Genomic DNA, 25,767 nt, shown 5'->3' on the forward strand with positions numbered 1-25,767 from the left:
CTCGTTGCATCTCACCTCGCCTCAGTTCAAGTCGAATGTCGGCCACGCGCTGCACGACGAGCCGTTGCAGAAGGCGCTCAGCAATGTGCGTGTCGGCTTCATCGACAAGCGGGCCAAGGCCGCCGCCGCTCTGCCGGAATTCGAGGCGCTCCGCGACAATGCGCGCGACATCAAGAACCACACGCTCGCCCATCTCGACCTCTATCTGGAAGCCTATGAGGCCAAGGTGACCGAGGCTGGCGGGCACGTCCATTTCGCGGAGACGGCGAAGGACGCCTGCGAGATCATCGCTGCGATCTGCAGGAGCGTCGCCGCCAAGACCGTGACCAAGGGCAAGTCGATGATCGCCGAGGAGATCGGCCTCAACGATCATCTCGAGGCGCAGGGCATGAGCACCGTCGAGACCGATCTCGGCGAATACATCATCCAGCTCCGCCACGAGGGGCCGAGCCACATTATCGCCCCAGCCGTGCACCTCAACAAGGAGCAGGTCGAGGCCGATTTCCGCCGCGTGCACAAGGATTTCCCCGCCGACCGCGACCTCACTGAGCCTGCCTCGCTCCTGAGCGAGGCGCGATCCGTCTTGCGCGAGAAATTCCTCGCCGCCGATGTCGGCATCACCGGCGCCAATTTCCTCATCGCCGAGACCGGCACCTCGGTCATCGTCACCAATGAGGGCAATGGCGACCTGACGCAGATTCTGCCCAAAATCCACATCGTCATCGCCTCGGTCGAGAAGATCACGCCGACGCTGAACGACGCTTCGCAGATATTGCGCGTGCTGGCCCGCTCGGCGACCGGGCAGGAAATGTCGGTCTACACGACGTTTTCCACCGGTCCGCGCCGCCCAGGCGATCCAGACGGGCCGGAGCAATACCACGTCGTCATCCTCGACAATGGCCGCTCGTCGATGCTCGGCACCGAGTTCGAGGACATGCTGCGCTGCATACGCTGCGGCGCCTGCATGAACCATTGTCCGATCTATCATACGGTCGGCGGCCATGCGTATGGCTGGGTGTATCCGGGCCCGATGGGCGCCGTGCTGACTCCGACTTTGGTCGGCATCGATCACACTGGGCACCTGCCCAATGCCTCGACCTTTTGCGGGCGCTGCGAGAGCGTCTGCCCGATGCGCATTCCGCTGCCGAAGATGATGCGGCATTGGCGCGAGCGCGAATTCGAGCGCAACCTCTCGCCCGCCACCGTGCGCTGGGGGCTCTCCTTCTGGTCGTTCTTCGCCAAGCGGCCAAAGCTCTACCAGTTCGGCACGGGCCTCGCGATGCGCGTGCTAGGTGCGTTCGGCCGTTCCAGGGGCAAGTTCACCTTCCTGCCGCTCGCCGGTGGCTGGACGAAATATCGCGATTTCCCGGCACCGGAGGGGGCAACGTTCCAGCAGCAGTGGAAGGCGAAGCGGGGGTCGGCAGCATGAACGGGCGTGAAGCGGTTCTCTCCAAGATTCGGCAGTCGCTCGGCGTCACCGGCAACGAGGAATCGCGCCGGCGCGAAGTGGCGGAGCGGCTCGCCAATGTACCGCGCGGCGTGATTCCGGCGCGCGGGCAGCTTCCCGAGCCAGAGCGAATCGCGCTCTTCGTCCAGCAGGCCGACAAGGCGCTGGCGAGCGTTGAGCGCGTGCCCTCGGCCGTCCTCGTTCCCGAGGCGATCGCGATGTATCTGCGCTCGAAGAACTTGCCGGCGGAACTGAAGCATGGCGAGGATCTACGCCTCGCCTCGCTCCCTTGGGAGAAGGCGCCGCAGCTTTCAATCTCGACCGGCCCAACCGCCGGCCGCGACCTCGTCGGTTTGAGCCATGCCGAGGCCGGCGTCGCCGAAACCGGCACCGTCGTCATGCTCTCCGGACCGGACAACCCGTCGACGCTCAACTTCCTGCCGGACTACCACATCGTCGTGCTCTCGGCCGGCGACATCGTCGGAGACTATGAAAGCGCCTTCGACCGCGTCCGTGCCCGCTATGGCGACGGCGTGCTGCCGCGCACGGTGAACTTCATCACCGGCCCGTCCCGCTCCGGCGACATCGAGCAGAAGCTGCTGCTCGGCGCGCACGGGCCGAGGAGCCTGCATATCGTGGTGGTGGGGTAAAGTCGATCGATCCAAGTATTCGAGTCAGTTCTTCGGCTTCGAAGGTGGGGGCGGCTTCGAAGGTGGAACTGTCTTCGAGGGTGGTATTGGCTTCTGCGAAGGTCTTGAGGTATCGTGGTCCCGGAAAGTGCCAGAGCCGGGGCTTTTCTTTCCGGTGGGGGGTTTGCTAGGCAGTACCGCGATATCCATGCTATGCCTCTCTTTGACGATCTAAATAGAGCGACTGAAGATACAATTCAGGAGATAATTCGACAAGCTGAGTTGTATTCAGAGTCCCAATTAACTGCAGCACTCCAATCCGATGCACGAGCCATGACTTTTGGATCAGTTATGGCGAGCCTTTCGGCTGGATCGATTGCCGCTATCGTTGCCGTGTCACAACTTTCTCCAGATGGAAAACTCACCTACGCGGCTGTGTCTTTGTCGATTTTCTTTATTTTCTCATTTGTATCAATGCTACTTGCCTTCAGAGCGGCAGAGCCTATCGACTTCGATTTTTTGGGCAATGACCCGGAGAATTGGGTGGATGACATAAAGCGGGGACTGACATTCAAAGACTCGTTGACCCACTCGGCAGTACACTATAGCCAACAAATCAAAGACAACAATAAACGAATGTCAGAAAATACTAAGCTCTTAAAGATCGGAATCAGGCTTTTCTTTTTGGGCTTTATTGTAAGCCTTGCACCAATATTGCATAGATTTCTATATTCTATTCAGCTATGATCGCTCGCTCTTCCGCATCCTTGCCTCCAGCGCCCGGACCAGCAGCGAAAGGCTGATAGTCATGACGAGATAGAGGAACGCCACCACGTTGTAGGTTTCGAAGAAGAGAAAGGTCGAGGATGAATAGACCTTGCCGAGCTGGGTCAGGTCCTGGACGCCCAACGCCGAGACCAGTGCGGAATCCTTGATCATCGAGACGAAGTCGTTGCCGAGCGGCGGCAGGATGGTGCGGGTCGCCTGCGGCAGGGTGACGAGGCGGAAGGTCTGCAGGCGGCTCATGCCGAGCGACCACGACGCTTCGGTCTGGCCGCGCGGCACCGCCTCGATCCCGGCGCGAAAGATCTCGGCGAGGAAGGCCGAATAGCCGATCATCAAAGCGGCGATGGCCCGCGCGCTCATGTCGAAATCGCGCACCGTGAAGGCTGGCAGCACGCCCCATTCGATCGGCCTCGCGAGGACGAAATTCCACGCGGCGACCAGTTGCGGCGCGCCGACGAAGGCCATGTAGAACAGGAGCACCAGCATCGGGACGCCGCGCACGATCTCGACATAGAAGGTCGAGACTTCGCGCAGGACCCTGTGCCGCGAGGTTCGCGCCATCGCGATGGCGAGGCCTAGCGCCGTGGCGAGCGCGAAGGCGATGGCCGTCACCCAGAGCGTGACGAACACGCCCTGCCGCACGGCGGCGAAGATGTTCGCATAGTCGCCGTTCGAGACGATCAGCCAGAGGAAGAGCACGCCGAGCAAGACAATGGCGAGCAGCCAATAGGGAATCTCGCGGCCAGGCTTCCGAGGCGGGGTCATGGGAACGAGACGCTCTCCCTTCCCTCTCCCTCTGGGAGAGGGCTTTCGGCCTTGGCCTCGCAGGACGCGAAGCGGCCGAGAGGCTTAGGCCGGAAGGGTGAGGGTCTTGGCGCATTTCGGTGAAGGGAAAGACCCTCACCCTTCGCACCTAAGCTCGCTACGCTCGCCAAGGTGCGAAGCCCTCTCCCGGAGGGAGAGGGGGAGCCAGGTTCTGCAAGATTGGGCGTCAAGAGAAGCTACTGCCCGGCGCGATATTCGTAGAACCATTTCTGGTTCAGCTTGTCGAAGGTGCCGTCGGCCTTCATCGAGGCGATCGCGGCGTTGATGGGTTCGACCAGGTCGGAGCCGGGCTTCAGGATGAAGCCAAACTCCTCGGTGCCGAGCGGACCGCCGACAATCTTGAACGAGCCCGGCGAGGCGCCGATGTAGCCATTGGCCGAGGTCTGGTCCATCAGAACCGTGTCGACATCGCCGCCTTTCAGTGCCTGTACCGAAGCGCCGAAGGTTTCGAACAGCTTGACGCGCGGGTTTTTTTCGTCGCCGTCGAGCACGCTGTAGATCGCGACATAGAAATTGGTCGTGCCGGCCTGCGCGCCGACGAGGAGATCCTTGTTCGCGCCGAAGGACTTCGCATCGGTGAAGCGGTTCTCGCCGTCGCGCACCAGCATATATTGCTGCGAGACCATGTAGGGGTCGGAGAAGGCGACCTGCTTCTTGCGCTCGTCATTGATCGTGATGCCGTCCATGCCGACATCGAACTGGCCGTCGCGCACGGCCTGGATCATCGTATCCCAGCTCGCGAGCTTCCAATCGACCTTGGCGTTCAGCCGCTTGGCGATCTCGTTGAAGGCGTCATATTCCCAGCCGATGCCTTGCCCCGTCTTGGGATCAACGAAATTGAGCGGGGTATAGGCATTCTCGGTCACCGCGACGATGGTGCGGCCCTTGAGGTCCGGCAGGTCAGCGGCGAAGGAGGCCGTGGCGGCAATCACGGCGAGGCCCGCAAAGGCCAGGGTCTTCAAAAGGCGCATGGTTCAGGTCCCAGCGTTGAGCGACAAGGCAGCGATCCGCCCCGCCAGGGCGGCGGAGCGGTTCTTCGCATGTTGTAGCCGCTCGCGTAGCGGATGACGACTCACGCCTATTCGCCAGCTCCTTGAGGCAACGCCGCATGCGGAGATGGCGTCGCCTCACTCCCCGTCGCCGGCCGACGGCGCAAACGGCCGAGGAAAGCGCTGAAGCGTTCCATCTCGACATAGATGACCGGCGTGATGAACAGCGTCAGCAATTGCGAGACGACGAGGCCGCCGACGACGGCGATGCCGAGCGGCTGGCGCAATTCGGCGCTGGCGCCGCTGCCGAGCGCAATCGGCAGCGCGCCGAGGAGCGCCGCGAAGGTCGTCATCATGATCGGGCGGAACCGGCGCACGGCGGCGAGATGGATCGCCTCGGCCGCGTTTCGCCCCTCGTCGCGCTGCTCGGAGATCGCGACATCGACCATCATGATCGCGTTCTTCTTCACGATGCCGATCAGCATCAGGATGCCGATGAGCGCGATCACCGAAAGGTCGAGCCCGAACAGGCGCAGCGCCAAGAGTGCGCCGAGCGCGGCGGATGGCAGGCCCGAAAGGATGGTCAGCGGATGGATGAAGCTCTCATAGAGCATGCCGAGTACGACATAGATGGTCAGCACCGCCGCCAGGATCAGAATACCTTGCGTCGAGAGCGAATCCTGGAACACCTGCGCCGTGCCGGCATAGGACGTATAGATATTCGCCGGCACGCCGAGCTGGCCCTTCAGCGCAGTAACGGCGTCGGTTGCCTCGCCGAGCGCAACGCCGGCCGGCAGGTTGAACGAAATCGTCGCCGCCGGAAGCTGGCCGAGCTGGCTCACCGTCACCGGGCCCGAAACGCGCTCGACGCTGGCAAAGCTCGATAGCGGCACGAGAGTGCCGGTCGAGGAGCGAACACGGATCGTCGAAAGGCTCGCATCCGACCAGGCGATGTCGGGGTCATATTCCAGGATGACGTCATAGCTCGACCCGGTCGACTGGATCGTCGTCGCGACGTCGGTGCCGAAACCGTCCTCCAGTGTGGTGCGCAAGGTCGCGGCGGAGATGCCGAGTGCGGCGGCCTTGTCGCGGTCGATGACGAGGCGCGCCTGCAGCGCATTGTTCTGCAGATTGTTGGCGACATCGACGAAACGAGGATCCGACCGCATCGCGTCCGTCAGCTTCGTCGTCCATTCGTCGAGGGACTTCTCGTCGAGCGACTGCACGACGAGTTGGTAGGTGCTGGCCGAATTCATGCCACCGATGCGCAAATTCTGGACCGGCACGATGTAGGAGCGGATGCCGGCGATCTTGCCGAGGTCGCGGCGAAGCGCGGCGGTGATGTCGGACAGCGGCGGCCGCTCGTCCTTCGGCTTCAGCTGGACGGAGAGCGAGCCGGAGTTCAGCGTCTGCGAACCCGGCCCGCCCCCGACGAACGTCGCGACATGCTCGACATAGGGCGAGGCGCGAAGGACGCTTTCCACTTGCCGCTGCAGGCCGACCATGGCGTCGAAGGAAATGTCCTGGCGCGCCTGCGTCGACACCGAAAGCTGGCTGATGTCCTCCTCCGGAAAGAAGCCCTTCGGCAGCGTCACGAACAGCCAGCCCGAGGTGGCGACCGTCGCCAGGAACACCGTCAGGATGACGAAGCGGTGGGCGATGCACCAGGCGACGCCGCGGCCATAGCCGCCCTCGACCTTGTTGAAGACGATTTCGAACCAGGCCGCCGGCCCGAAGCGTCCATGCCCGGCCGCCGAGCGTGGTAGTCTCGCGGCGAGCATCGGCGTCAGCGTCAGCGAGACGACGGCCGAGGCGGCGATCGCGAGCGTGACGACGACGCCGAACTCGTTGAAGAGACGGCCGACGACGCCGCCCATCAAAAGGATCGGCAGGAAGACGGCGACGAGCGACAGCGTCATGGAGACGATGGTCGCGCCGACCTCGGCGCTGCCGTCGAGCGCGGCCTGGAACGGAGCCTTGCCCATCTCGATATGGCGCATGATGTTCTCGAGCATCACGATTGCATCATCGACGACGAGGCCCACGGCGAGCGTCAGTCCGAGCAGCGAGATATTGTCGATCGAGAAGCCGAGCCAGTACATGCCGCCGAAGGCCGCGACCAGCGATAGCGGCACGGCAAGAGCGGGGATGATGGTGGCCGACGCCTTGCCGAGGAAAAGATAGATCACCAGAACGACCAGCACGATGGTGATGCCGAGCGTGATCTCGACATCGCTGATCGCCGCGCGGATCGAGGTCGAGCGATCGTTGAGGACGCTGATCGTCATGGCGCCCGGCATCGAGGCTTCGAGCTTGGGCAGCGCCGCCTTCACCGCGTCGACGACGGCCACGGTATTGGCGCTCGGCTGGCGCTGGATGGCGAGGATGATCGAGCGGCCGCCATCATACCATCCGGCCGTCTGCGCGTTCTCGACGGAATCGACGACATTGGCGACGTCGGAGAGGCGAACAGGACTGCCGTTCGAATCGGCGATGATCAATTGGCGGAACTCGGCCGCGTTGGTCATCTGCGTCGGCGCATCGATGACGAAGGACTGGCTCTTGTTCTGCAGCGTGCCGACCGGCGTCTGGCTGTTGGCGTCCGACAGCGTGCTCGCCACCTGATCGAGGCCGATGCCGCGGGTCGCCAGCTTGTCCGGATCGACCTGGACACGGACGGCATAGGTCTGGCCGCCATAGACCGAAACCTGGGCCACGCCGGTCAGGGTCGACAGGGTCGGCGAGATGATGTTCTCGGCGAAGTCGTCGATGGTCGACATGGGCAGCGTCGGCCCGCGCACGGCCAGGAACAGCACCGGCGCGTCGGCCGGATTGACCTTCCGGTAGCTTGGCGGGTTCGTCATATTTGTCGGCAATTGCCGCTGCGCCCGGTCGATCGCCGCCTGAACGTCGCCGGCCGCCGCGTCGATATTCTGGCTCAGCGCGAATTGCAGCACGATCTGCGAGGAGCCGAGCGAGCTCGTGGCGCTGATCGTATCGATGCCGGAGATGGTCTCGAACTGCTTTATCAGCGGTGTCGCAACCGCCGTCGCCATGGTCTGCGGCGAGGCGCCGGGGAGCTGGGCCGAAACGCTGATGGTCGGGAAGCTCACCTCGGGCAGCGCCGCGACCGGCAATTGCTGATAGGCGAAGATGCCGGCCATGGCGATGCCGAGGAAGAACAACGTCGTGGCGACCGGGCGGCGGATGCACAGCTCGGAGATCTTCACGATGCATTCTCCGTGGCCGTGCCGGCGCCCGGACGGGACTTCTTGGACGCCGGATCGCCGCCGCTCCCGCCGGACGCGTCGCGCACCGTCACCTTCTGGCCGGCGGTGAGCGAGAGCTGGCCCTCGGTCACGACCTGCTCGCCCTTGGCGAGACCTTTGGCAATGCCGGCCTGGTCGCCGACGATGCCCGCGACCTCGACATTGCGGACATCGATCGTGCCGTCGGCCTTGACGACGAAGATCTCCGGCCCGTTCTGCCCCTGCTGCACGGCCACCGAGGGAACAAGCACGATGCCGCGATGGACCGACAAATCCACATCGATGTTCACCGCCTCGCCCGGCCAGAACAGGCGCTTGTCATTGGCCAGCGAGGCGCGGGCCGCCATGGTACCGGAGCCCTGGACAATGGTGCTGTCGATGAAATCGACCGTGGCATCGAGCGCGGGAGCCCCGGCCCCTCCGCTGTCGGCGGAGCGCACATGCACCGGCACCGCTCCCTCAGCGAGCGAAGCCCGCAACAGGCCGGCATCGGCATCGGAGACCGTGAACACGGCTTCGATGTTGTCGACATCGGTGAGCGTCACGATGGCGCTGCCAGGCTGGACGAGGCTGCCGACCGTGACCGCGACCGCGCCGAGGCGGCCCGCATGCGGCGCACGGATCTTCATTTCGTCGACGACGACCTGATCGGCGGCGATATTGGCCTCGTCGAGCGAGATCACGGCCTTGGCGCTCGCCGCGGCGGCTGTCGAAACATCCAGTTGCTGGGCGGAATCGACCTGGCGTTTGACGAGGTCCTGAACCCGCTGCAGATCGGCCGTGGTCGACACGACCGTTGTCTGGTCCCGCGCCAGCGCGGCGTGATCGCGCGCCAGGGTCGCCTCAGCCGCGCGGTCGTCGAACTGGAGGATCAGATCGCCGGTCTTGACCTCCTGGCCGTTCGCCACGGCAATCGATGTCACGATGCCCGTCTGCTGCGTGGTGATGGTCGTCGCCGCCTTGGACTGGATCCAGCCGATGGTCGAACGGCGAACGGGCAGATCGCCCGTGGTTGCCGTCGCGACTTTCACCGGGGCCGCGCCGCCGCCTGCGTGCCGGCCGCCCTTTCCGCCCCCGCCCGAGGGCGCCTCCTGCGCGAGAGCCGTGCCGCTGGGCGGGATGGAAAAATGGAAATAGGCAGCGCCCGCGCCGAGTATGAGGAGAAGAGACCCGACGCCGATAAGAACTCGTTTGCGCATGACGGCCGCCTGTTGGAACCGATGGAGACTGCCAACTGAACGGAGCGAGCGAGGCTCTCCGTCGAGACAAAAAGCCGCGCCAGGAAGCGCCGGACAGGGCAGACATAGCGCCGGCCGTGGTTTCGGACCGGGTGATCACGCTTATGTGCTCAACTCCGTTGACGGATGGGACGAAACGCCATCCATCAGCAGCGTTGCGACCGCGCTTCACGAGCTTTGATTGGACGGCGACCTGGCGCGAGAGCATAGCTCCCGTCGGCAACAGGAACCGAACCAGCGATGCGCGCAGCCGAAGCTTCTCCCGCCGGGCGCACCGCTCTGCCTTTCACGCGGCCGATGCATGGCTTCGACTACGCCCTCTATGCGGTCGTGGTCTTCGCATGGTCGACGAGTTGGATTGCACTGAAGCTCCAGCTCGGCACGATCGCGCCCGAGGTCTCGCTGACCTGGCGGTTTGCCATCGCCGCGATCGTCACCTTCGCCGTCGCGATCGTCCGGCGGGAAAAGCTCTCCTTCGCCCCGTCGCTACATCTGCGCTTTGCCGGGCTCGGTGTCTTCCTGTTCTCGATGAATTTCGTGCAGTTCTATCATGGCGGTGGGGCGCTGCCCTCGGGGCTGCTCGCCGTGATCTTCTCGCTCGCCTCGGTCTTCAACATGCTGCTGGCGGCGATCTTCCTGCGCCAACCGGTCGAGCGGCGGACGCTGATCGGCGCGGTATTCGGCTTCACAGGGGTGGCGCTGATGTTCCGGCCGCAGATCGCGGGTACCGATTTCGACGCCCATGCCGCGATCGGCCTCGCGCTCTGCGTCGGCGGCACGCTGACCTTCTGCATCGGCAACATGCTGTCGGCTTCGACCCAACGCCGTGGCGTCTCGGTCGTCGGCGCCAATGCCTTCGGCATGGCCTATGGCGCGCTGCTGCTGGCCGGGATGGCGATCGTCAATGGCGAGACCTTCGCCTTCGACTGGAGCGTCACCTATGTCGCCTCGCTGCTCTGGCTGGCGATCGTGTCCTCGGTGATCGCTTTCCTCGCCTATCTGACGCTGCTCGGCCGGATCGGCTCCGGCCGGGCAGGCTTTTCGACGGTGATGTTCCCCGTCTTCGCGCTGGCGATCTCGACAATCTTCGAGGGCTATCATTGGACGATCCTGGCCATCACCGGCCTCGTGCTGGTGATGGCCGGCAACTGGATCGTACTTGGGAAGCGTTAGCCGCGCCGATCGACGTTGACGACCTCGCCGCTGCGGGCGCTGATCACGACGCGAAGGTCACGGCCTCGGCGATCCTCACCGCGCACGATCCAGACACCGCCACGACGGCCGACATCATAGGTCTGCGCCATGCCGGCGGAACGGGCGATCCGCCGCGCCTCGCGCGGGCCGATCTCGTCATTCTCACCATAACGCTGTTGATCCCGATCATAGCCGCGCGGCGGAGGCGGCGGCGGGCCGCGATCGAAGCCCGGCGGCACGATCTGCACGCCGTCCGGGCCGATCATGACGCCCTGGGCCGAGGCTCCGGGAGCGACGGCAAAGAGGCCTGCCGCAAGGGCGGCGCCGGCGAGGAAAATTCTGTTCTTCATGGCGCTTCTCCTGTTGTTAGGGACGGCAATCGGGCCATCCCGTCAGGAGAGGAACGCGCCTTGAAGCGGATTGGTTCCTCTTGTTGGTTCCTCTTGGCTCAGACCACGCGCATGCTCATGCCGCCGTCCACGACCAGCGTTTCGCCAGTGATGAAGGGGTTGGTGAGCAGTTCTATCGAGGCGGTGGCGACGTTCTCCGCCGTACCGAAGCGATGCAGCGGGATGCGGTTTTCGAGATTGTTCTTGCGCGCTTCCGGCGTCATCGCGGCGTGGAATCGGGTCTCGATGATGCCGGGGCATATGATATTGACGCGGATGTTCTCGCCGGCATGATCGCGCGCCAGCGTGCGGCCTAGTTGCAGCAACGCGCCCTTGACGGTTGCATAAGCTACCGCGCCCGGAACGCCGCGAAGGCCGGCAACCGAGGAAACCAGCAGTACCGATCCGCCGCGCACCGCGAGCGCTTCATGGGCGGCGCGGAAAAGATGGAACGGCGCATGGACGTGGACGCGGAACGCATCCTCCCAGGCTTGCGGCGTCACGGTCAGCGCGGTTCCAGGCACGCCGCCGCCCGCCGCCGGCACCAGATAATCGATCCGCCCGAAGCGCTGCATAGCGGCGTCGACCAGAATTGGCGCGGTCGCCGGATCGCCGGCATCGCCCGCGACGAACTCGACGGATGTCTGATTGCCAAGTTCGGCCAGCAGGCTCTCGACCTCCGAATCGCGATTTCGGCCAAAAAGCACGAGATCGGTGTCGCGAGCCGCTAGCGCCCGCGCCAGCGCCGCGCCGATGCCGCGCGTCCCCCCGGTAATGACGGCGACGTTCCTCGATGACCCGGTCATGGCGTTCCTCCCGATTTTGTTAAGCGGGCTATCCGTGCATGGATTCGGGGGGAAGGTCTACTTCAAGCGGATGCCTCTTCGCTCCGCGAATGGGATTGTTGGACGGTGTCCAACGAGGCACGATGCCCGGCGGTGCGCAAACCGTGAAATCTCACGACCAGTTCGTGTTCGATCTCCAGGTCCAATTTTGCCAGTCGACGCTGTCCACAACGCACGTCGAGGATCGCGAGAGCGCGGATCAGCGGATGAGGACTCGCGAGCATGTCGTCAATAGTTTGATTGAGAGATTCCGACATCCCGGCGATGAGTTCGTGTTGAGACCAGATACCCCTCGCAAGCAAATCGTCGTCATCCTCTTCCATCGGTTTCCAATTCTTGAGGTTCGGGGAATTGAACGCGTTTCCGTATTTTTCTGCGAAATAGTTCCAGTCCGACGCGCCATATGTTTTCGTTCCGTCGAGAGTGACGAACAGCTCGCCTTCCCGATCGTTAGCCCTGTGATAGCGGGTTACATGTACCTCGACCCGACCGACGGCTTCGGGAGCGAAGCGCTCTTCAACCCGCTGCTTAAGCTTCGACCATCTCATTGCGTCATTATCTATAACGAGGAATTCCGAGTTCGAACATCTTCGAGCTATATTGCTCATCGCTCCCATAGTAGCCCCAGTCGACCAGACAATCGACGAAATCTGCACCGGAGCCCAACGATTCTGGATTGATAAACGAAATAAATGCCCGCATCTTATTCGCGATAGATCTCCTATAGGTCAAATCCATCACATTCATTTCCGGAAAAAAATCGACAAAAGCGCCGTTTTTGCTTCCAAAATCTGGAATATATGCGCAAAACTCGACCAAACCGTGCAGGTTATTATTTATGCTATACGGTGCGATGTATCGAACTCCAAATTCAACACAGTGAGACCGGAGCAATTTGGTCAAATTTTCTCGATCACTACTATACTTATCTATCATAGCTTCGTAGACGCCCTGGGCCATTGTCTCTGCGGCAGTTTCAACTAAAGGCTTGTGCCACGAATTTCTCCAGTTCGGCCTCATGACGGAGCGCCTTGTTACCTGTTCGCTGTTCGCTGTTCGCTGTTCGCCGTCCTCCCCTTCCTTGCCGTTCCCCCGGCCCCCCGCTAATGTGCCGCGCCGTTTCTGCCTTCCGGAGTTTTCATGGCCCGCGACGCTTCCGATTCCTCGATCGTCGAATCGCGCGATCAGCTCATTGCCGAGATCGCGTCGGGTTCGAAGCCCGAATCGGCCTTCCGGATCGGGACCGAGCACGAGAAGTTTGGCTTCAACATCGCCGATCTCTCGCCCGTCCCCTATGAGGGCCCGCGCGGGATCGAGCGTATTCTCCGACTGATGGAAGGCCTGCTTGGTTGGCAGCCGATCGAGGATCGCGGGTTGATCATCGGCCTGGTCGATCCGGTCGGCGGGGGTGCCATCTCGCTGGAGCCCGGCGGCCAGTTCGAATTGTCCGGCGCGCCGCTCGAGACGATCCACCAGACCTGCCGCGAGATCCATGCGCATCTGGCGCAGGTTCGCGAATGCGCCGAGCCGCTCGGCGTCGGCTTTCTCGGCCTCGGCGCCTCGCCGATCTGGTCGCTCGCCGAAACCCCGGTTATGCCGAAATCGCGCTACGAGATCATGTCGCGCTACATGCCGAAGGTCGGCACGCGCGGGCTCGACATGATGTTCCGCACCTGCACCGTGCAGGTGAACCTCGATTTCTCGAGCGAAGCGGACATGGTCAAGAAGATGCGCGTCTCGCTGGCGCTGCAGCCGGTCGCAACCGCGCTGTTCGCCAATTCGCCTTTCCTCGACAATCGCGCCAACGGCCTGCTGGACAATCGCGCCGAGATCTGGCGCGACACGGACAACCAGCGTTCCGGGCTCATTCCGTTCGTGTTCGACGAGGGCTTCGGCTTCGAGGCCTATGTCGACTGGGCGCTCGATGTGCCGATGTATTTCGTCAAGCGCGGCGGCATGTATCACGACGTCGCTGGCCAGTCGTTCCGCGACCTCCTCGCCGGCAGGTTGCTGGGACTGCCGGGCGAGCGTGCGACGCTTTCCGACTGGAACAACCATCTGACCACGCTGTTCCCCGATGTGCGGCTCAAGAAATATATCGAGATGCGCGGCGCCGATGCCGGGCCGTGGCGGACACTGACCGCCCTGCCCGCGGTCTGGGTCGGCCTGCTCTATGATGGCAGCGCGCTCGACGCCGCCTGGGACCTCGTCAAGGACTGGACGGCCGAGGAGCGGCAGGCGCTGCGCGACGGCGTGCCGAAGACAGCGCTGGCGACGCCTTTCCGCGGTGGCACGGTGCGCGATATCGCCCGCCAGATGGTCGAGATTGCACGGTCCGGCCTTGTGGCGCGGGCTCGGCTGAACGCCGACGGCCATGATGAGAGCGTCTATCTGGAGCCGCTGCGGGAAATCGTCGCCAGCGGCCGGACGCCGGCCGAGCGGTTGCTTGGCGAATACGAGACGAGTTGGAATCGCGACATTGGCGAAGTCTTCCGCCGATACGCATATTGAGGGAGGCTCGCGCGCGGGTATTCGCGGCGCGGCCAGAGAGGGGCTATCATGGACATCAAGGACATCAGCGTCGTCATCGACCTTGCCGGCGAGCGGCGCGCGGCGTCGGCGGCGATCGGTCTTGCCAGCCAGCTCGGCGCACATCTGACCGGCCTCACGCTGGCCTATGATCCCGTCGTTCCGGGCTATGCGGTCACGCCGGTTCCCGTCGACTTCATGATCAGCGCCCGCAACCAGGCCATTGCCGATGCCAAGGTCGCCGAAGCCGACTTTTCGGCGAAGGCGCAGGCGGCTGGCATCTCGTTCGAATCGCATGTCGTCGAGGTCATGTCCGGCGGCGGTATGGACGACATCATCCATGAGGTCCGGCTCGCCGATCTCGTCGTCATCGGCGAGGACGACCCCGACCGGCCCGAACCCGTGCGCGAGGCGCTGATCGAGGCGGTGTTGTTCCATGCTGGCGCGCCGCTGCTGGTGCTGCCGCGCAAGGCTGCCGCGACGATCGATCCGCGCCATGTCGTCATCGCCTGGGACGGCTCCATCACCGCCTCGCGCGCCGTGCGCTCGGCCCTGCCGCTGCTGCAGGCGGCGGCGACCGTTGACGTCGTCATCGTCGACGACGGCAAGGAGCTGCCGACGGGAAACCGAGTCTCCGCCTATCTGAAGCGCCACGGCATCGCAGTGACGGTGAAGACGCTCCCGAACCCGGGCAAGGACGTCGCCAAGACGCTGCGCGCCCATGCCACCGAATCGGGCGCCGGCCTCGTCGTGATGGGCGCCTATGGTCATAGCCGGCTGCTCGAATGGATCCTCGGCGGCGCCACGCGCGGCATGCTGAAGAACCTCACCATTCCGGTCGTGATGGCCCATTGAGGCCATCGACGGATCCGCTCGGCGGAGCGGCGATTTGACGTGGACGCGCACACGCCCGATCATCGGGAAACAAGGGTGGAGTGCGCGATGACAAACTTCTTCGACATGATGCAGGATGCGCAGCGGAACGCCATGGCGGCGCTCGCCTCCAGTAATTTCGGGCTGCCGGCCGATCAGCAGGCCAAGGCGCTGGAAGCGATGACGCCGGCCTTCTGGCTGGGCTTGAAGAAGAACACGTCCGATCCGTTCGGCGTCACAGCCTTCTGGCAGCAACTCGCTGGCGGGCAGTACAAATCCTATTTCGAAAATCCGCTCTCGGCCGTCACGCCGTCCGGCATGGCCGACGGCAACAAGCTCGTCGAGGCTATGTTCGGCTCGCCCGAGGTCTCGCGCGCTGTCGCCTTGCAGGTGGAAGCGGCGACCGGCATCGCGCAGGACGTCGTCCGGCGCATGATGCCCGTCTATGCCAATGTGATGATGGGCGGCCTGCAGCGTCAGTCCGAGAGCTTTGGCAATCCGTTCACGAAGTTCATGCAGGAGATGACGCAGCCGAAGGCCAGTGCGCCAAAGCCCGCCGATTTCCCCTTCGTCACGATGATGGAAGCCTTCCTCGGCAAGGAGCCGGAGAAGGCGCCCGAGCCGAAGCCGGACGAACCAATGTCGCAGGAAGAAGTCATCGACCGCATGTTCGACGCCGGCCGCTCGATGCAGGATAATTACTGGAAGTCGATGGAACGGATCTTCGACCAGTTCGGCGGCGGCAAGAAGCAGGGCTGACCGGGGCCCTCGCCAAACAAAAAGGCCCGCCGTAGGGACGGCGGGCCAAGTGCGGAATCCCCAGGGGATCAGGGGAATTCCGGCTGCAGGGGTCTCGATGCCGGCGGCGGCCGGCACCGGAAGGTGTCAGCGGTGGCGAGCGCGCAGCTCGGCGGCGCGGGAGAGCCGGTCGCGAACCTGGGCCTGATGGGCGAAGCGCCGCTCCATGGCGAACATGGAAAGCTGCACGGACGGGTCTTCATCGACGCGAGCCGCCATGGCGCAATAGACGTCGCCTTGGGTCAGGCCGATATCGCTGAGCATATGAGCGTCCCACTCAAGCAGGCGCGCCACGTCGCGACGATTTTTCCACGCGCGGATACGCGTCACGACGGCTGCGCCGGCAGCGGCAACGATCGCAAGGATCGTGCGGGCTCGCGGCGCGCGGGTCTCGGTGGAATAGGTCTCGAACGTGGTCATGGCAGCCTCCATCGGCAGGCGCGTCGGGGTCCTTCCATCATGCGGAAGGGGTTGCTCGAATGCGCGACTTGGGAACAATCGAACATTCGCCCATTCTGATTGATCATTCCAACGAATGTTTCTAATATCAGCCATCGGAAATGATGATGCATGGGCGAAAGCGTCTGGTCCCGACACTGGACCGTCTTTGCCCCGTCCCACCACCCGTTTCCTGCGCTTTGAGCTGGCAAATCTTCCGGCATGCGAAGAAAAGCGCGGAATGCCTGGCGGAACGACCAATGTGAGGTTTCGAACATGGCCCATTTGCTCGATCTCGATCAGCTGCGCACCTTTGTGGCGATTGCCGACTCCGGCAGTTTCACGCGCGCGGCTGACACCGTGCACAAGACGCAGTCGGCCGTATCGATGCAGATGCGCCGGCTGGAGGAGCGGATCGGCAAGCCGATCTTCGGCCGCGACGGCCGCAGCGCCAAGCTCACGGAACATGGCGAGAGGCTGCTCGGCTATGCGCGCCGCATGGTGCGTCTCTCCGACGAAACGGTCGCCGCCTTCGACGATGAAGAGCTATCCGGTCGTGTCCGCCTTGGGACCCCGGACGATTATGCCGACCGCTTCCTACCCGAGATTCTCGCCCGGTTTTCGCGCTCCAACCCGCGCGTCGAGGTGACGGTGGTCTGCGAACCGACAGTCCAGCTGGTCGAGGCGCTGCGCGCCGGCGAGCTTGACCTTGGCATCATCACCAATATCAAGGAGACGCCGACCGCCGAGGTCGTGCGTCAGGAGCCGCTGCTCTGGGTGGTCTCCAACCATCACAGCCTTGAGGAAGAAGAGACGCTGCCGCTGGCGCTCGGCCGCGACACTTGCTGCTGGCGACGCACAGCGATCGAGGCGCTCGGCACCACCAACCGCCGCTACCGCCTGCTCTATGCGAGCAATAACTCGACGGCTCTCGCCGCCGCCGTCCTCGCCGGCCTCGCCATATCGGTGCAGCCGGAATCGGCGCTGCGGCCGGGCATGCGCGTTCTCGGCGAGGCGGAAGGCTTTCCGCGCCTCGCGCCCTGCGAGATCGGGTTGATGCGCGCGCCGAACCGCCCCTCGACCCCGATCATGGACGCGCTGGCCGAGCACATCGTCTCCTCGCTCGACAATCTGTCGATGCGGGCGGCGGCGGAGTGACCTCGCCTGGGCGAATCGTCGTCCTGAACGGCGCCCCTCGATCCGGTAAATCCTCGATCGTCGCCGCGCTGCAGGCCGATCCGAGCGGCATCTGGATCAATCTCGGCGTCGACATGCATATGGAGCGGATGCTGCCGCCGCGACTGCTGCCGGGGATCGGGCTGCGGCCGGGCGGGGAACGGCCCGACCTGGAACCGCTGCTGCCGTCGCTCTTTGCTGCGCTCTACGAATCGATTGCCGCCCATAGCCGGCTCGGTCTCGACGTCGTCGCCGATGTCGGCCATCACGACGCCTATGCGCAGCCGCTCGGAATGCAGGTCGACGCGGCGCATAGGCTCGCCGGCCTGCCGGCGCTGCTCGTCGGCGTCCGCTGCCCGCTGGACATCATCATGCAGCGGAGAAGGTCTGACGTCTCGGGCCGGAACTATGTGTCGCCGGGGACGGGCGATGAAGTGCCGCCGCCGGTGCGACGCTGGCAGGAGGCCGTCCACGAGCCCGGGGTCTACGATCTGGAGATCGACACATCGGTCGCCTCCCCCGAGGAATGCGCCGCCGCCATTCTCGCTGGGTTCGACGCGGGCTTGAGGAAGCCATCCGCCTTGGAGCGGATCGCCGCACGGTGCGGGTGAGGAAGCGCGCTGTTACGTCGCGTAGGCCGCGGAAATCAGCAATCCACCCATGATGGCGATGTTGGTCTGCCAGATCTGGCGCGCCGTCTTGCGGGGTTCGCCCTTGAGATCCCAGAAATTCAGCATCAGGATCGACGCGACGAGCGTGAAGGCGACGAGGCCGAGCGAGGAGGCCAGGACGTAGAAGCCGAACATTAGGCCGAGGCCGGCGACAATCTGAAAGCCGGTACCGATGACGAGGATCAGTTGCGGCAGGGGAACGCGACGTTCGGCGAGCTGCCGCGTGAGCAGATCGAAATCGAAGAAGTGCTGCAATCCTGCGGTGACGAACAAGCCACCCATCAGGATACGGCCGACGATCAGCAGCCAGATCTCCACGACTCCGTTCATATGCCCTCACGAGTTGCGGCCCGACTCCCGACACGACCAGTTCAGGGATTCCGGGCAAGGATGAATTGATCCAGGTCACGCCGCCGTCGCAATTCGTCCCGCCAGCCCGATTATACTCCGCAAAACAGCCGCGTCAGGGCGCGAAGATCGACCAGTCCATCGCCTTGGCGAGGCGCTCCAGCGCCAGCGAACCCAGCAGCGAATTGCCGACCTTGTTGAGGCCCGGCGACCACACCGCGATCGAAGCCTTGCCGGGCACGACGGCGAGGATGCCGCCGCCGACGCCGCTCTTGCCCGGAATGCCAACCTTGAAGGCGAATTCGCCCGAGCCGTCATAATGGCCGCAGGTCAGCATCACCGCATTGATGCGGCGCGCGCGCTCGGGCGAGACGATCCGGTTTCCCGTCAGCGGATGGCGGCCCTCTCCGGAGAGAAAGCTGCCGGCGACGGCGAGCTGGCGACAGCTCATGGCGATGGCGCATTGATGGAAATAGACGCCGGTCGTCATCTCGACCGGATGGCGGATATTGCCGAACGCCTTCATGTAATTGGCAAGCGCCCGGTTGCCGAATCCGGTCTCGTCTTCCGAGCGCGCTACGGCATGGTCGATATAGACGCTGTCGTCGTCGGCGAGACCGCGCATGAAGGAAAGGATGAGGCCAATCGCCTCGCGCGGTTTGTAGCCGGAGAGGATCACGTCGGTGACGACCAGCGCGCCGGCATTGATCAGCGGGTTGCGCGGAATGCCGTGCTCATATTCGAGCTGGACGATCGAGTTGAACGGATTGCCCGAGGGCTCGCGCCCGACACGATTCCAGAGCGTATCGCCGATCTGGCCGAGCGCCAGCGTCAGCGTGAACACCTTGGAGACACTCTGGATCGAGAAGGGTTCATCGGCATCGCCGGCGCTGTGGACGACGCCGTCCGGCGTCAGGACGGCGATGCCGAAGCGCTGGGGATCGACCTTGGCGAGCTCGGGGATATAGCGGGCAACGGCGCCCCGATCGCTGGCGGCGGCCATGCGCCCGGCAATCTCGTCAAGGACGGTCTGGAGTTCGGGCATAGGGTACGGGCGTTCTTCCGCGCGAAATGGACAAAGCTCCGCGTTGGGGAACGCGGCCCACCTCACGGATAGAGCCATTCATCGATTCAGGAAATGGCAACCTGCCCTATTGCGCGAGCACGCGGGTTGCCGGGAAGGTGACGCGCACCAGCGTGCCCTGGCCGACGGTCGAATCCATGGCGAAGGCGGCACGATTGGCTTCGACCAGCGCCTTGGTCAGCGGCAGGCCGAGACCGGTGCCATCGGAGCGGCGCGCCCGCGAGGTCGAGAGCTGGCGGAACGGCTTCAGCGCGGTCTCGATGTCGCTGGCCGACATGCCGACACCAGTATCGCGGATGCGCAGCGTCACCTCGCCATGCGGCTCCATCACCGTCGAGACGATGACCTGCCCGCCGGCCAGCGTGAACTTGATGGCATTCGAGACGAGGTTCAGCACGATCTGCCGGATCGAGCGGGCATCAGCGACGATGTTCGGCACCTCGCTCGACAGCGAGGTGCGGATAATGATGCGCTCGCGGTTCGCCTGCGGCTGCATGACGGCGACGCATTCCATGACGATCTCGTTGAGCGCCACGGCCTGGAAAGAGAGGTCGAGCTTGCCGGCCTCGATTTTGGAAAGATCGAGCAGGTCGTTGAGCAGGCTCATCAGATGCGCGCCGGAGACGTTGATGTCGCGCAGATATTCCTTGTAGCGTTCGGTGCCGATCGGGCCGAACCGCTCCTCCATCATGACTTCCGAGAAGCCGATGATGGCGTTGAGCGGCGTGCGGATCTCGTGGCTGACCTTGGCGAGGAAATCGGATTTCTGCATCGACGCGCTCTCGGCGGCGCGCTTGGCATTGATCAGTTCCTCTTCCGCGTTCTTCCACTGCGTGATGTCGCGCAGCACGGCGCAGAACCGCGCCGTCGCCGGCAGGCGGCCCATGGTCATGAACAGCGGGATCAGTCCGCCCTGCGGCACGCGGCCGATCACCTCGCGCCCGTCATTCAGCACGCTGGCGACGCCGTTCCGCGCGAGGCCGTCGAGATAGTCGAGCGCCGATTTGCGGCTCTCCTCGGCCAGAAGCTCCGTGAAGGGCCGGCCGGCGACGGACGCCGCCTCGATGCCGAACAGGGCCTCGGCGCTGCGGTTGAGGCGCTCGATCAGGCCCTCCTCGTCGACGACGAGGATACCATCGGTCGCCGTATCGAGCATGGCCTCGAGCTCGAGAATGCGCTGCTCGGCATCGCCCAGAAGATCGAGCCCGTCATCCGCGACGTCCGAAGCCGCGGCTTCTGCCGGCGTTTCGTCGATCGCCGGCTCCGGCGATGCCGGAACGGCCGCCGCGGTCGCCGATGCGGGGACATCCAGCTCCGCGCGATCCGGGGGAGAAGCCTCCGACACGACAGACCGGGCCTCGGCCCTCTCGGGCTCCGCCACGATCGCCGGCTCGGTGATCTCTGCCTCTTTGGCGCCGTCGACATCCCCGGCGACGGGCGCTGGCTTCTCGGAGCGCCGGGTCGCTTCCTCGACGCCCAGAGCGGCGGCGATACGGCGGAAGGCGTCCTGTTCCGGCGGCGACAGGCGTTCCGTATCGCCAGAGGTCGTCGCCGCGCGCGGCAGACGCACGACATTACTGGCCGGCGGCTCGCCGTTTTCGGCGATCACCGGCTTGTCGCGGCGGGACTCCAGCGGGCGGATGACGCCAAAACCGCGATAGCCCTCGAAACGGCGTTCACGCGAGAAGGCCGGCAGCGCGGCAAGATCGACCGCGACGCGCGCGTCCGACCCATCGACCGGCCACTCCAGCGTGACGCCGCTCCACGTGTCGCGGCGCGCCAGCACGGCGGCGAGCGCGGCACTATCGAGGCCGCGCGCAGCAGCGACATCCATCCATTTCACGCCGACCATGTCGGACGCCTGCGGCCCGACCACGGCGGCGAGATCGGGCGAGACGAAGGTGAAGCGGGTCTCGGCATCCATCTGAAACACGAACCGGATCGGGCCGCCAGGCTGCACAAAGCGGAAGGCGGGCTCACTCTGAGCCGGAACTTCGGCGGGGGACGATGGTTCCGGTTCGGCGGATCCGTCGACGGGCTCCGGGCCATCCACGGGTTCATCGGCTACTTCGTCTTCCCGGATCGCCGCTACAGGCTCTGTCCATTCCGGCACGGCGGCGGATTCATCGAGAGCGGGTTGCGCGGTCGTGAGATCGGAGGACGACGATGCGCCGACAGCTTCGTCTTCGCTTGTCAGCGAGGACGGCTGGACCGTTTCGTTGGGCGACGCCTCGGCGGGCTTCGTATCCTTCGGTGTCGCGAGCGCCACGGCGCCGGCCGGCTCAGCCGGGACGTCTGGAAAAGACGGCCTCTCCACCCCAACCGGCGCGACAGGCTCGATCTCGATGCGCTCCCCCGGGCCGAGCACCATCAGATAATAGGGGATGCCATCGCTCTCGAAGCGGACCATGCCGGCGGGCCGACGCATCGCATCGACGCGCACCACGCGCTTGACCAGGCGGTCGCCCGATTTGCGCATCGCGCCGACGAGTTGCTCGATCGCCGCTTCGCCGGCGGCCATCTGCTCGAATTCGCCGATGATCGTCAGCGGCTGGCCTTCCGCGTCGGCAATGCCGACCAGACACTCCTCCGCGGCGAGCGCCTCGGCCAGGCGGCGGGCGCGCTCGGCGACCGGCGGCGCGCCGGATTGGGCGGCGAGCGAGACCAGAACGGCGGTGTCGCCGCCCGGCAAGGCCAGATGGGTGCAATGGGCGGCGATATTTACGAGACCGCCGCTGCGCGAAAAACGGATGCGCTCCAGCCGCGCGGCGCCGATCGGGACGGAGCGGGCAAAACGGGCGATTGCGTCGGTTGCTGGCAGCGCTGCGGAAAGACGCCGCTCCAGAAGCGCCCCGATCGAAGTCTCGCCGGAGAAGGCCGCGCCGGCCGCATTGGCAAACAGCACGCGCCGGCCGTCGGCAGCATAGAGCAATGCCGGCGCCTCGGAGAGCAGCGCCGGGCCGACCGCCGGCAGGGCGGCCAGATCGAGAAAGGCGTGGTTGCGACCGCTCATTCGGTCTCACTTCTCCGCAAGGACACCCGGACGGCCGACAGAAACACCCGTCGGCATGAACCAGCCCAATTCCTTAATGATATCCTAATAAAGCCAACGCGAACCGCGGTCCACGCGCGTCCTTCTCTTACGCCCGTCTTCCGCAGTGCTTGGTTAACCCGGCGCGGCCGTCTTCCGGTTGTCGACGCACCGCTATATGATCGCCACTCGACAGCGAGGAGGACGAAATGGCCGACAAGACCGCGTTCGAGATTCCCGAGCCCATGCGCGCTTTCGCCGACAAGAGCGTCGACCAGGCCAGGAAGGCCTTCGACGACTTCATGACGGCGACCGTGAAGGCGATCGACAAGGCCGAGACGTCCACGAAATCGCTGCAGAGCGGCACGCAGGACCTGAACCGCCAGGCCATCGGATTCGTCGAGGAGAATGTCGCCGCGACCTTCGAACTCGCGCAGAAGATGGTTCGCGCCAAGACCCTCGAGGAACTTGGCGAACTGCAGAAGGAATTCCTGGCCAAGCAGACCGAAGCGGTGCGCAGCCACTCCAAGACTTTCTCCGACATGGTCGGCCGCGTCGCCAGCGACGCCGCCAGCAAGGCCAAGAGCTGAATCGCGGCCGAGCCAAATTCCAAGCCATATCTGGAGCAGGAGCCGGTGTACCGGCGCTCGTCGGCGCCAGCCGATCTGACGACGGCTCGTGGTGCGCGTGGTCGCCGGCTGAACGTTTGCCCTGCCAGGAATAGCGGCCCGCTTTGCCTTCGTGTTCAGCACGGCGCTGCGTTTTGCATCGCGCCGGCAAATTATGTCCGCGCCCTGAATTTGATCCAAAGCGCTTCGAACAACCTAGCTCTTTGAAATCCTTCTATTTTTGTGCGTCGCAACATTTTGTTGCAATGCACCATGGCCTGCGCTATATAGACGTCATCGATCGGAGCGTCGGGTTGCCGGGAGGCGGCAATCCAAGAAATGGCTCCGAACAGCCAAGGAGCGCTCCGATGTCCGATACGCCTGCCACCCCCGCCAAGGCCGTGAAGGCTACTGCTGCCAAGGTCACGAAGGCGTTCGAATCGCCCTTCGAGGCATTCAGCTTCTCCGTGCCGTCGAACGAAGTGCCGGCCGCCTTCCGCGACTTCGCCGAGAAGGCGCTGTCGGGAAGCAAGGAGGCCTACGCCAAGATCAAGACGGCGGCCGAAGAGGCCACCGAGGCCTTCGAGGACAGCGTCGAGACCGCTCGCTCGGGCGCGCTGGAATTCAGCCACAAGTCGCTCGACGCCGCCAAGACCAATACCGACGCGACCTTCGCTTATTTCAGGGACATCCTGACGGTGAAGACCTTCGCCGAGGCGCTTGAGCTGCAGACGAGCTTCGCCAAGAAGCAGGCTGAAGTGCTCGCCGCCCAGTTCAAGGACTTCCAGGAGCTCTCGCAGAAGTTTGCGACCGAGGCGTCCCGCCCCCTGAAGGCGAGCTATGACAAGGCCGTCAAGAGCGCCAAGATCAACTAAGATGGACGTCGCGGCCCTGCCGCTCGCCGTTGGAGATCAGGCGGCCCGGATTTTCCGGGCCGCTTTTATTTTGGGCACTTCCCCGCGCCGGTCGCCGCATGGAGGTCCGCGCCCTATGGAAGACATCGGCCGCTACCTTGCGCGTCGACGCCGGCTACGGAACAAAGCACATTCCTGTGGGCGACGGCGGCATTTTCGAGACCGACCAACGGCCTCGGCCCCAATCGCCGAATTCGCGCTTGAATCGCGCGTCCATTGCTTCTAGGTTCCGCTCGCTTTGAATAGGCAGCTGTAGCTCAGTTGGTTAGAGCGTCGGATTGTGGCTCCGGAGGTCGGTGGTTCGAGACCACCCAGCTGTACCAAAGCAAAGTCACAAAAAATCAATAACTTGATTATGGAAGCCCGGCAGCGCCGGGCCTTTCCATGCCGCATCCGTGTTGCAAACAGAAACCGCAGAGTTCCAACGGTTTCCGCGATGGCGCGGCGGCGCCATGCGACATGAAACGCTACATGTCGAGGACGAATGCAGAGCATCCTTGCGTGCAGCGGTCGCGTCCCATCGCGTGGAGTAGCTGAGGGTGGTCATCGGCGATTGCCGGTTAGGTTTGGGTTGCGACGCCAACCCTGAACCGAGAGGTCCCCGATGACCGACGAGATGATAATTTACGCAGGCTGCTGGAGAAGAGCCCCGACGCCGATCTTCTGCACGAGATGATCGGCTTTGCCGCGCAGCGCCTGATGGAGTTGGAGGTCGGCGGCCTGACCGGCGCCGGTTTTGGCGAGAAGAGCCCGGAGCGCTTGGCCCAGCGCAACGGCTATCGCGAGCGCGACTGGGAGACCCGCGCCGGCACGTTCGCGTTGCGCATCGCCAAGCTGAGGAAGGGCAGCTACTTCCCCGGCTTCCTCGAGCCGCGCCGGATGGCGGAGAAGGCGCTCACCGCCGTGATCCAGGAAGCCTACATCCAGGGCATCTCGACCCGCTCGCTCGACGATCTGGTCAAGGCGATGGGCCTGAGCGGCATCTCCAAGAGCCAGGTCTCACGGCTCTGCGAAGAGATCGACGAGAGGGTCCAGGCCTTCCTCGACCGGCCGATCTAGGGCGACTGGCCTTACCTCTGGATCGATGCGACCTATGTGAAGGTGCGCCAGGCCGGCCGGATCGTCTCGGTCGCGGTCATCGTCGCCGTCGGCGTCAACAGCGACGGAAGGCGCGAGGTGCTGGGCATGGATATCGGCCCTTCCGAGGCCGAGACCTTCTGGACCGCGTTCCTGCGCAAGCTCGCGCGGCGTGGCCTGCGCGGCGTCAAGCTCGTCATCTCCAACAGCCATGAAGGCATCAAGGCCGCCGTCTCGAAGGTGCTGACCGCGACCTGGCAGCGCTGCCGGGTTCACTTCATGCGCAATGCCCTGGCTCATGCGGGTCGTTCCGGACGTCGGGTGGTCTCGGCCTTCATCGCCACCGCCTTCGCCCAGGACGACGCCGCTGCCGCCAGCCAGCAATGGCGCAAGGTCGCCGACCAGCTCAGGCCGACGATCCCCAAGCTCGCCGCCCTGATGGACACAGCCGAGACCGACGTGCTCGCTTACACGACCTTCCCGACGCAGCATCGCGCCAAGCTGCGCGCGTCCGAAAACTTCGATGCCTTCATCGTCTTCCGCTCCTCCCAGCCAAGGGACTCTGGCGCGGAAAACTCCAGCTTTAAACGGTCCAGCTTTCGGGCTCAG

The 25,767-nt window shown here is 64.3% G+C and carries 23 protein-coding genes, 1 tRNA gene and 1 pseudogene; 13 read left to right on the top strand and 12 right to left on the bottom strand.

Annotation, left to right across the window (positions count from 1 at the left end; genetic code table 11):
* The first annotated feature begins 4 nt into the window (after nt 1–4).
* The 3 genes from OSH05_RS03195 to OSH05_RS03205 all read left to right on the top strand — a co-directional run bounded on the left by OSH05_RS03195 (nt 5) and on the right by OSH05_RS03205 (nt 2,823).
* Nucleotides 5–1,429: a LutB/LldF family L-lactate oxidation iron-sulfur protein gene (locus OSH05_RS03195; protein ID WP_104217605.1), complete on the top strand. Its 1,425-nt coding sequence runs from the start codon at nt 5–7 to the stop codon at nt 1,427–1,429.
* Nucleotides 1,426–2,097, top strand: coding sequence for a LutC/YkgG family protein (locus OSH05_RS03200; protein WP_104217711.1), 672 nt, complete (start codon nt 1,426–1,428; stop codon nt 2,095–2,097). The genes OSH05_RS03195 and OSH05_RS03200 overlap by 4 nt, the downstream gene beginning before the upstream one ends.
* Before the next feature lie 114 nt (nt 2,098–2,211).
* Nucleotides 2,212–2,823 (top strand): hypothetical protein, encoded by a 612-nt coding sequence (locus OSH05_RS03205; RefSeq protein WP_133163049.1) that lies wholly within the window; start codon nt 2,212–2,214, stop codon nt 2,821–2,823.
* On the opposite strand, the gene OSH05_RS03210 is transcribed toward OSH05_RS03205, so the two are convergent.
* The 4 genes from OSH05_RS03210 to OSH05_RS03225 form a co-directional block, all read right to left on the bottom strand.
* Nucleotides 2,818–3,627 carry an amino acid ABC transporter permease gene (locus OSH05_RS03210; RefSeq protein WP_104217603.1) on the bottom strand — a complete coding sequence of 270 codons (810 nt, stop codon included), beginning with the start codon at nt 3,625–3,627 and terminating at the stop codon, nt 2,818–2,820. The two genes, OSH05_RS03205 and OSH05_RS03210, sit on opposite strands and share 6 nt — an antisense overlap.
* Before the next feature lie 236 nt (nt 3,628–3,863).
* On the bottom strand, nt 3,864–4,658 hold the full coding sequence (locus OSH05_RS03215) for a transporter substrate-binding domain-containing protein (RefSeq protein WP_104217602.1): 795 nt from the start codon (nt 4,656–4,658) through the stop codon (nt 3,864–3,866).
* 107 nt (nt 4,659–4,765) lie between these two features.
* Nucleotides 4,766–7,906: an efflux RND transporter permease subunit gene (locus tag OSH05_RS03220; RefSeq protein WP_104217601.1), complete on the bottom strand. Its 3,141-nt coding sequence runs from the start codon at nt 7,904–7,906 to the stop codon at nt 4,766–4,768.
* Nucleotides 7,903–9,144: an efflux RND transporter periplasmic adaptor subunit gene (locus OSH05_RS03225; protein ID WP_104217600.1), complete on the bottom strand. Its 1,242-nt coding sequence runs from the start codon at nt 9,142–9,144 to the stop codon at nt 7,903–7,905. Before OSH05_RS03225 ends, OSH05_RS03220 begins: the two co-directional genes overlap by 4 nt.
* A gap of 279 nt (nt 9,145–9,423) precedes the next feature.
* On the opposite strand from OSH05_RS03225, the gene OSH05_RS03230 reads away from it, so the two are divergent.
* Complete coding sequence (locus tag OSH05_RS03230) at nt 9,424–10,356, top strand: DMT family transporter (protein ID WP_266352035.1); 933 nt, start codon at nt 9,424–9,426, stop codon at nt 10,354–10,356.
* On the opposite strand, the gene OSH05_RS03235 is transcribed toward OSH05_RS03230, so the two are convergent.
* The 4 genes from OSH05_RS03235 to OSH05_RS03250 all read right to left on the bottom strand — a co-directional run bounded on the left by OSH05_RS03235 (nt 10,353) and on the right by OSH05_RS03250 (nt 12,631).
* Nucleotides 10,353–10,727: a PepSY domain-containing protein gene (locus OSH05_RS03235; RefSeq protein WP_266352036.1), complete on the bottom strand. Its 375-nt coding sequence runs from the start codon at nt 10,725–10,727 to the stop codon at nt 10,353–10,355. The two genes, OSH05_RS03230 and OSH05_RS03235, sit on opposite strands and share 4 nt — an antisense overlap.
* A 98-nt stretch (nt 10,728–10,825) precedes the next feature.
* Nucleotides 10,826–11,572: an SDR family NAD(P)-dependent oxidoreductase gene (locus OSH05_RS03240; RefSeq protein WP_104217599.1), complete on the bottom strand. Its 747-nt coding sequence runs from the start codon at nt 11,570–11,572 to the stop codon at nt 10,826–10,828.
* 62 nt (nt 11,573–11,634) lie between these two features.
* The gene (locus OSH05_RS03245; RefSeq protein WP_104217598.1) at nt 11,635–12,159 is read right to left on the bottom strand and encodes an SF0329 family protein; all 525 of its coding nucleotides are present in this window, start codon (nt 12,157–12,159) and stop codon (nt 11,635–11,637) included.
* A 7-nt stretch (nt 12,160–12,166) separates the two neighbouring features.
* Nucleotides 12,167–12,631, bottom strand: a complete 465-nt coding sequence (locus tag OSH05_RS03250) for a hypothetical protein (RefSeq protein WP_104217597.1) — start codon at nt 12,629–12,631, stop codon at nt 12,167–12,169.
* 120 nt (nt 12,632–12,751) lie between these two features.
* On the opposite strand from OSH05_RS03250, the gene OSH05_RS03255 reads away from it, so the two are divergent.
* The 3 genes from OSH05_RS03255 (at nt 12,752) to OSH05_RS03265 (ending at nt 15,772) form a co-directional block, all read left to right on the top strand.
* Nucleotides 12,752–14,122 carry a glutamate--cysteine ligase gene (locus OSH05_RS03255; protein ID WP_104217596.1) on the top strand — a complete coding sequence of 457 codons (1,371 nt, stop codon included), beginning with the start codon at nt 12,752–12,754 and terminating at the stop codon, nt 14,120–14,122.
* A gap of 48 nt (nt 14,123–14,170) precedes the next feature.
* A complete protein-coding gene (locus OSH05_RS03260) occupies nt 14,171–14,995 on the top strand; it encodes a universal stress protein (RefSeq protein WP_104217595.1) in 825 nt (274 codons plus the stop codon).
* Between the two features lie 87 nt (nt 14,996–15,082).
* Nucleotides 15,083–15,772, top strand: a complete 690-nt coding sequence (locus OSH05_RS03265) for a DUF937 domain-containing protein (protein ID WP_104217594.1) — start codon at nt 15,083–15,085, stop codon at nt 15,770–15,772.
* A 126-nt stretch (nt 15,773–15,898) separates the two neighbouring features.
* On the opposite strand, the gene OSH05_RS03270 is transcribed toward OSH05_RS03265, so the two are convergent.
* Nucleotides 15,899–16,231 carry a DUF1127 domain-containing protein gene (locus OSH05_RS03270; protein WP_165801466.1) on the bottom strand — a complete coding sequence of 111 codons (333 nt, stop codon included), beginning with the start codon at nt 16,229–16,231 and terminating at the stop codon, nt 15,899–15,901.
* A 294-nt stretch (nt 16,232–16,525) separates the two neighbouring features.
* Here OSH05_RS03270 and OSH05_RS03275 point away from each other — a divergent pair, with 294 nt between their 5' ends.
* Together OSH05_RS03275 and OSH05_RS03280 are read left to right on the top strand one after the other, a co-directional pair.
* Complete coding sequence (locus OSH05_RS03275) at nt 16,526–17,407, top strand: LysR substrate-binding domain-containing protein (RefSeq protein ID WP_104217592.1); 882 nt, start codon at nt 16,526–16,528, stop codon at nt 17,405–17,407.
* Nucleotides 17,404–18,036, top strand: a complete 633-nt coding sequence (locus tag OSH05_RS03280; protein WP_104217591.1) for a chloramphenicol phosphotransferase CPT family protein — start codon at nt 17,404–17,406, stop codon at nt 18,034–18,036. Before OSH05_RS03275 ends, OSH05_RS03280 begins: the two co-directional genes overlap by 4 nt.
* Before the next feature lie 12 nt (nt 18,037–18,048).
* Here the strand turns inward: OSH05_RS03280 and OSH05_RS03285 are convergent, their stop codons facing one another.
* From OSH05_RS03285 to OSH05_RS03295, 3 genes are all read right to left on the bottom strand, one after another.
* Nucleotides 18,049–18,426: a DoxX family protein gene (locus OSH05_RS03285; protein WP_104217590.1), complete on the bottom strand. Its 378-nt coding sequence runs from the start codon at nt 18,424–18,426 to the stop codon at nt 18,049–18,051.
* Between the two features lie 133 nt (nt 18,427–18,559).
* Nucleotides 18,560–19,489 carry a glutaminase gene (locus OSH05_RS03290; RefSeq protein ID WP_104217589.1) on the bottom strand — a complete coding sequence of 310 codons (930 nt, stop codon included), beginning with the start codon at nt 19,487–19,489 and terminating at the stop codon, nt 18,560–18,562.
* Nucleotides 19,490–19,595: 106 nt separating this feature from the next.
* A complete protein-coding gene (locus OSH05_RS03295) occupies nt 19,596–22,541 on the bottom strand; it encodes an ATP-binding protein (RefSeq protein ID WP_266352037.1) in 2,946 nt (981 codons plus the stop codon).
* Between the two features lie 227 nt (nt 22,542–22,768).
* On the opposite strand from OSH05_RS03295, the gene OSH05_RS03300 reads away from it, so the two are divergent.
* From OSH05_RS03300 to OSH05_RS03315, 4 genes and pseudogenes are all read left to right on the top strand, one after another.
* Complete coding sequence (locus tag OSH05_RS03300; protein WP_104217588.1) at nt 22,769–23,149, top strand: phasin family protein; 381 nt, start codon at nt 22,769–22,771, stop codon at nt 23,147–23,149.
* A gap of 386 nt (nt 23,150–23,535) precedes the next feature.
* Nucleotides 23,536–24,042, top strand: coding sequence for a phasin (locus OSH05_RS03305; RefSeq protein WP_104217587.1), 507 nt, complete (start codon nt 23,536–23,538; stop codon nt 24,040–24,042).
* Nucleotides 24,043–24,327: 285 nt separating this feature from the next.
* Nucleotides 24,328–24,404, top strand: a tRNA-His gene (locus OSH05_RS03310).
* A 281-nt stretch (nt 24,405–24,685) separates the two neighbouring features.
* Nucleotides 24,686–25,671 (top strand): annotated as a pseudogene (locus tag OSH05_RS03315) (IS256 family transposase); the annotation flags it as partial.
* Nucleotides 25,672–25,767: the final 96 nt, after the last annotated feature.

This window comes from Kaistia algarum (assembly GCF_026343945.1).
GTDB lineage: Bacteria > Pseudomonadota > Alphaproteobacteria > Rhizobiales > Kaistiaceae > Kaistia > Kaistia algarum.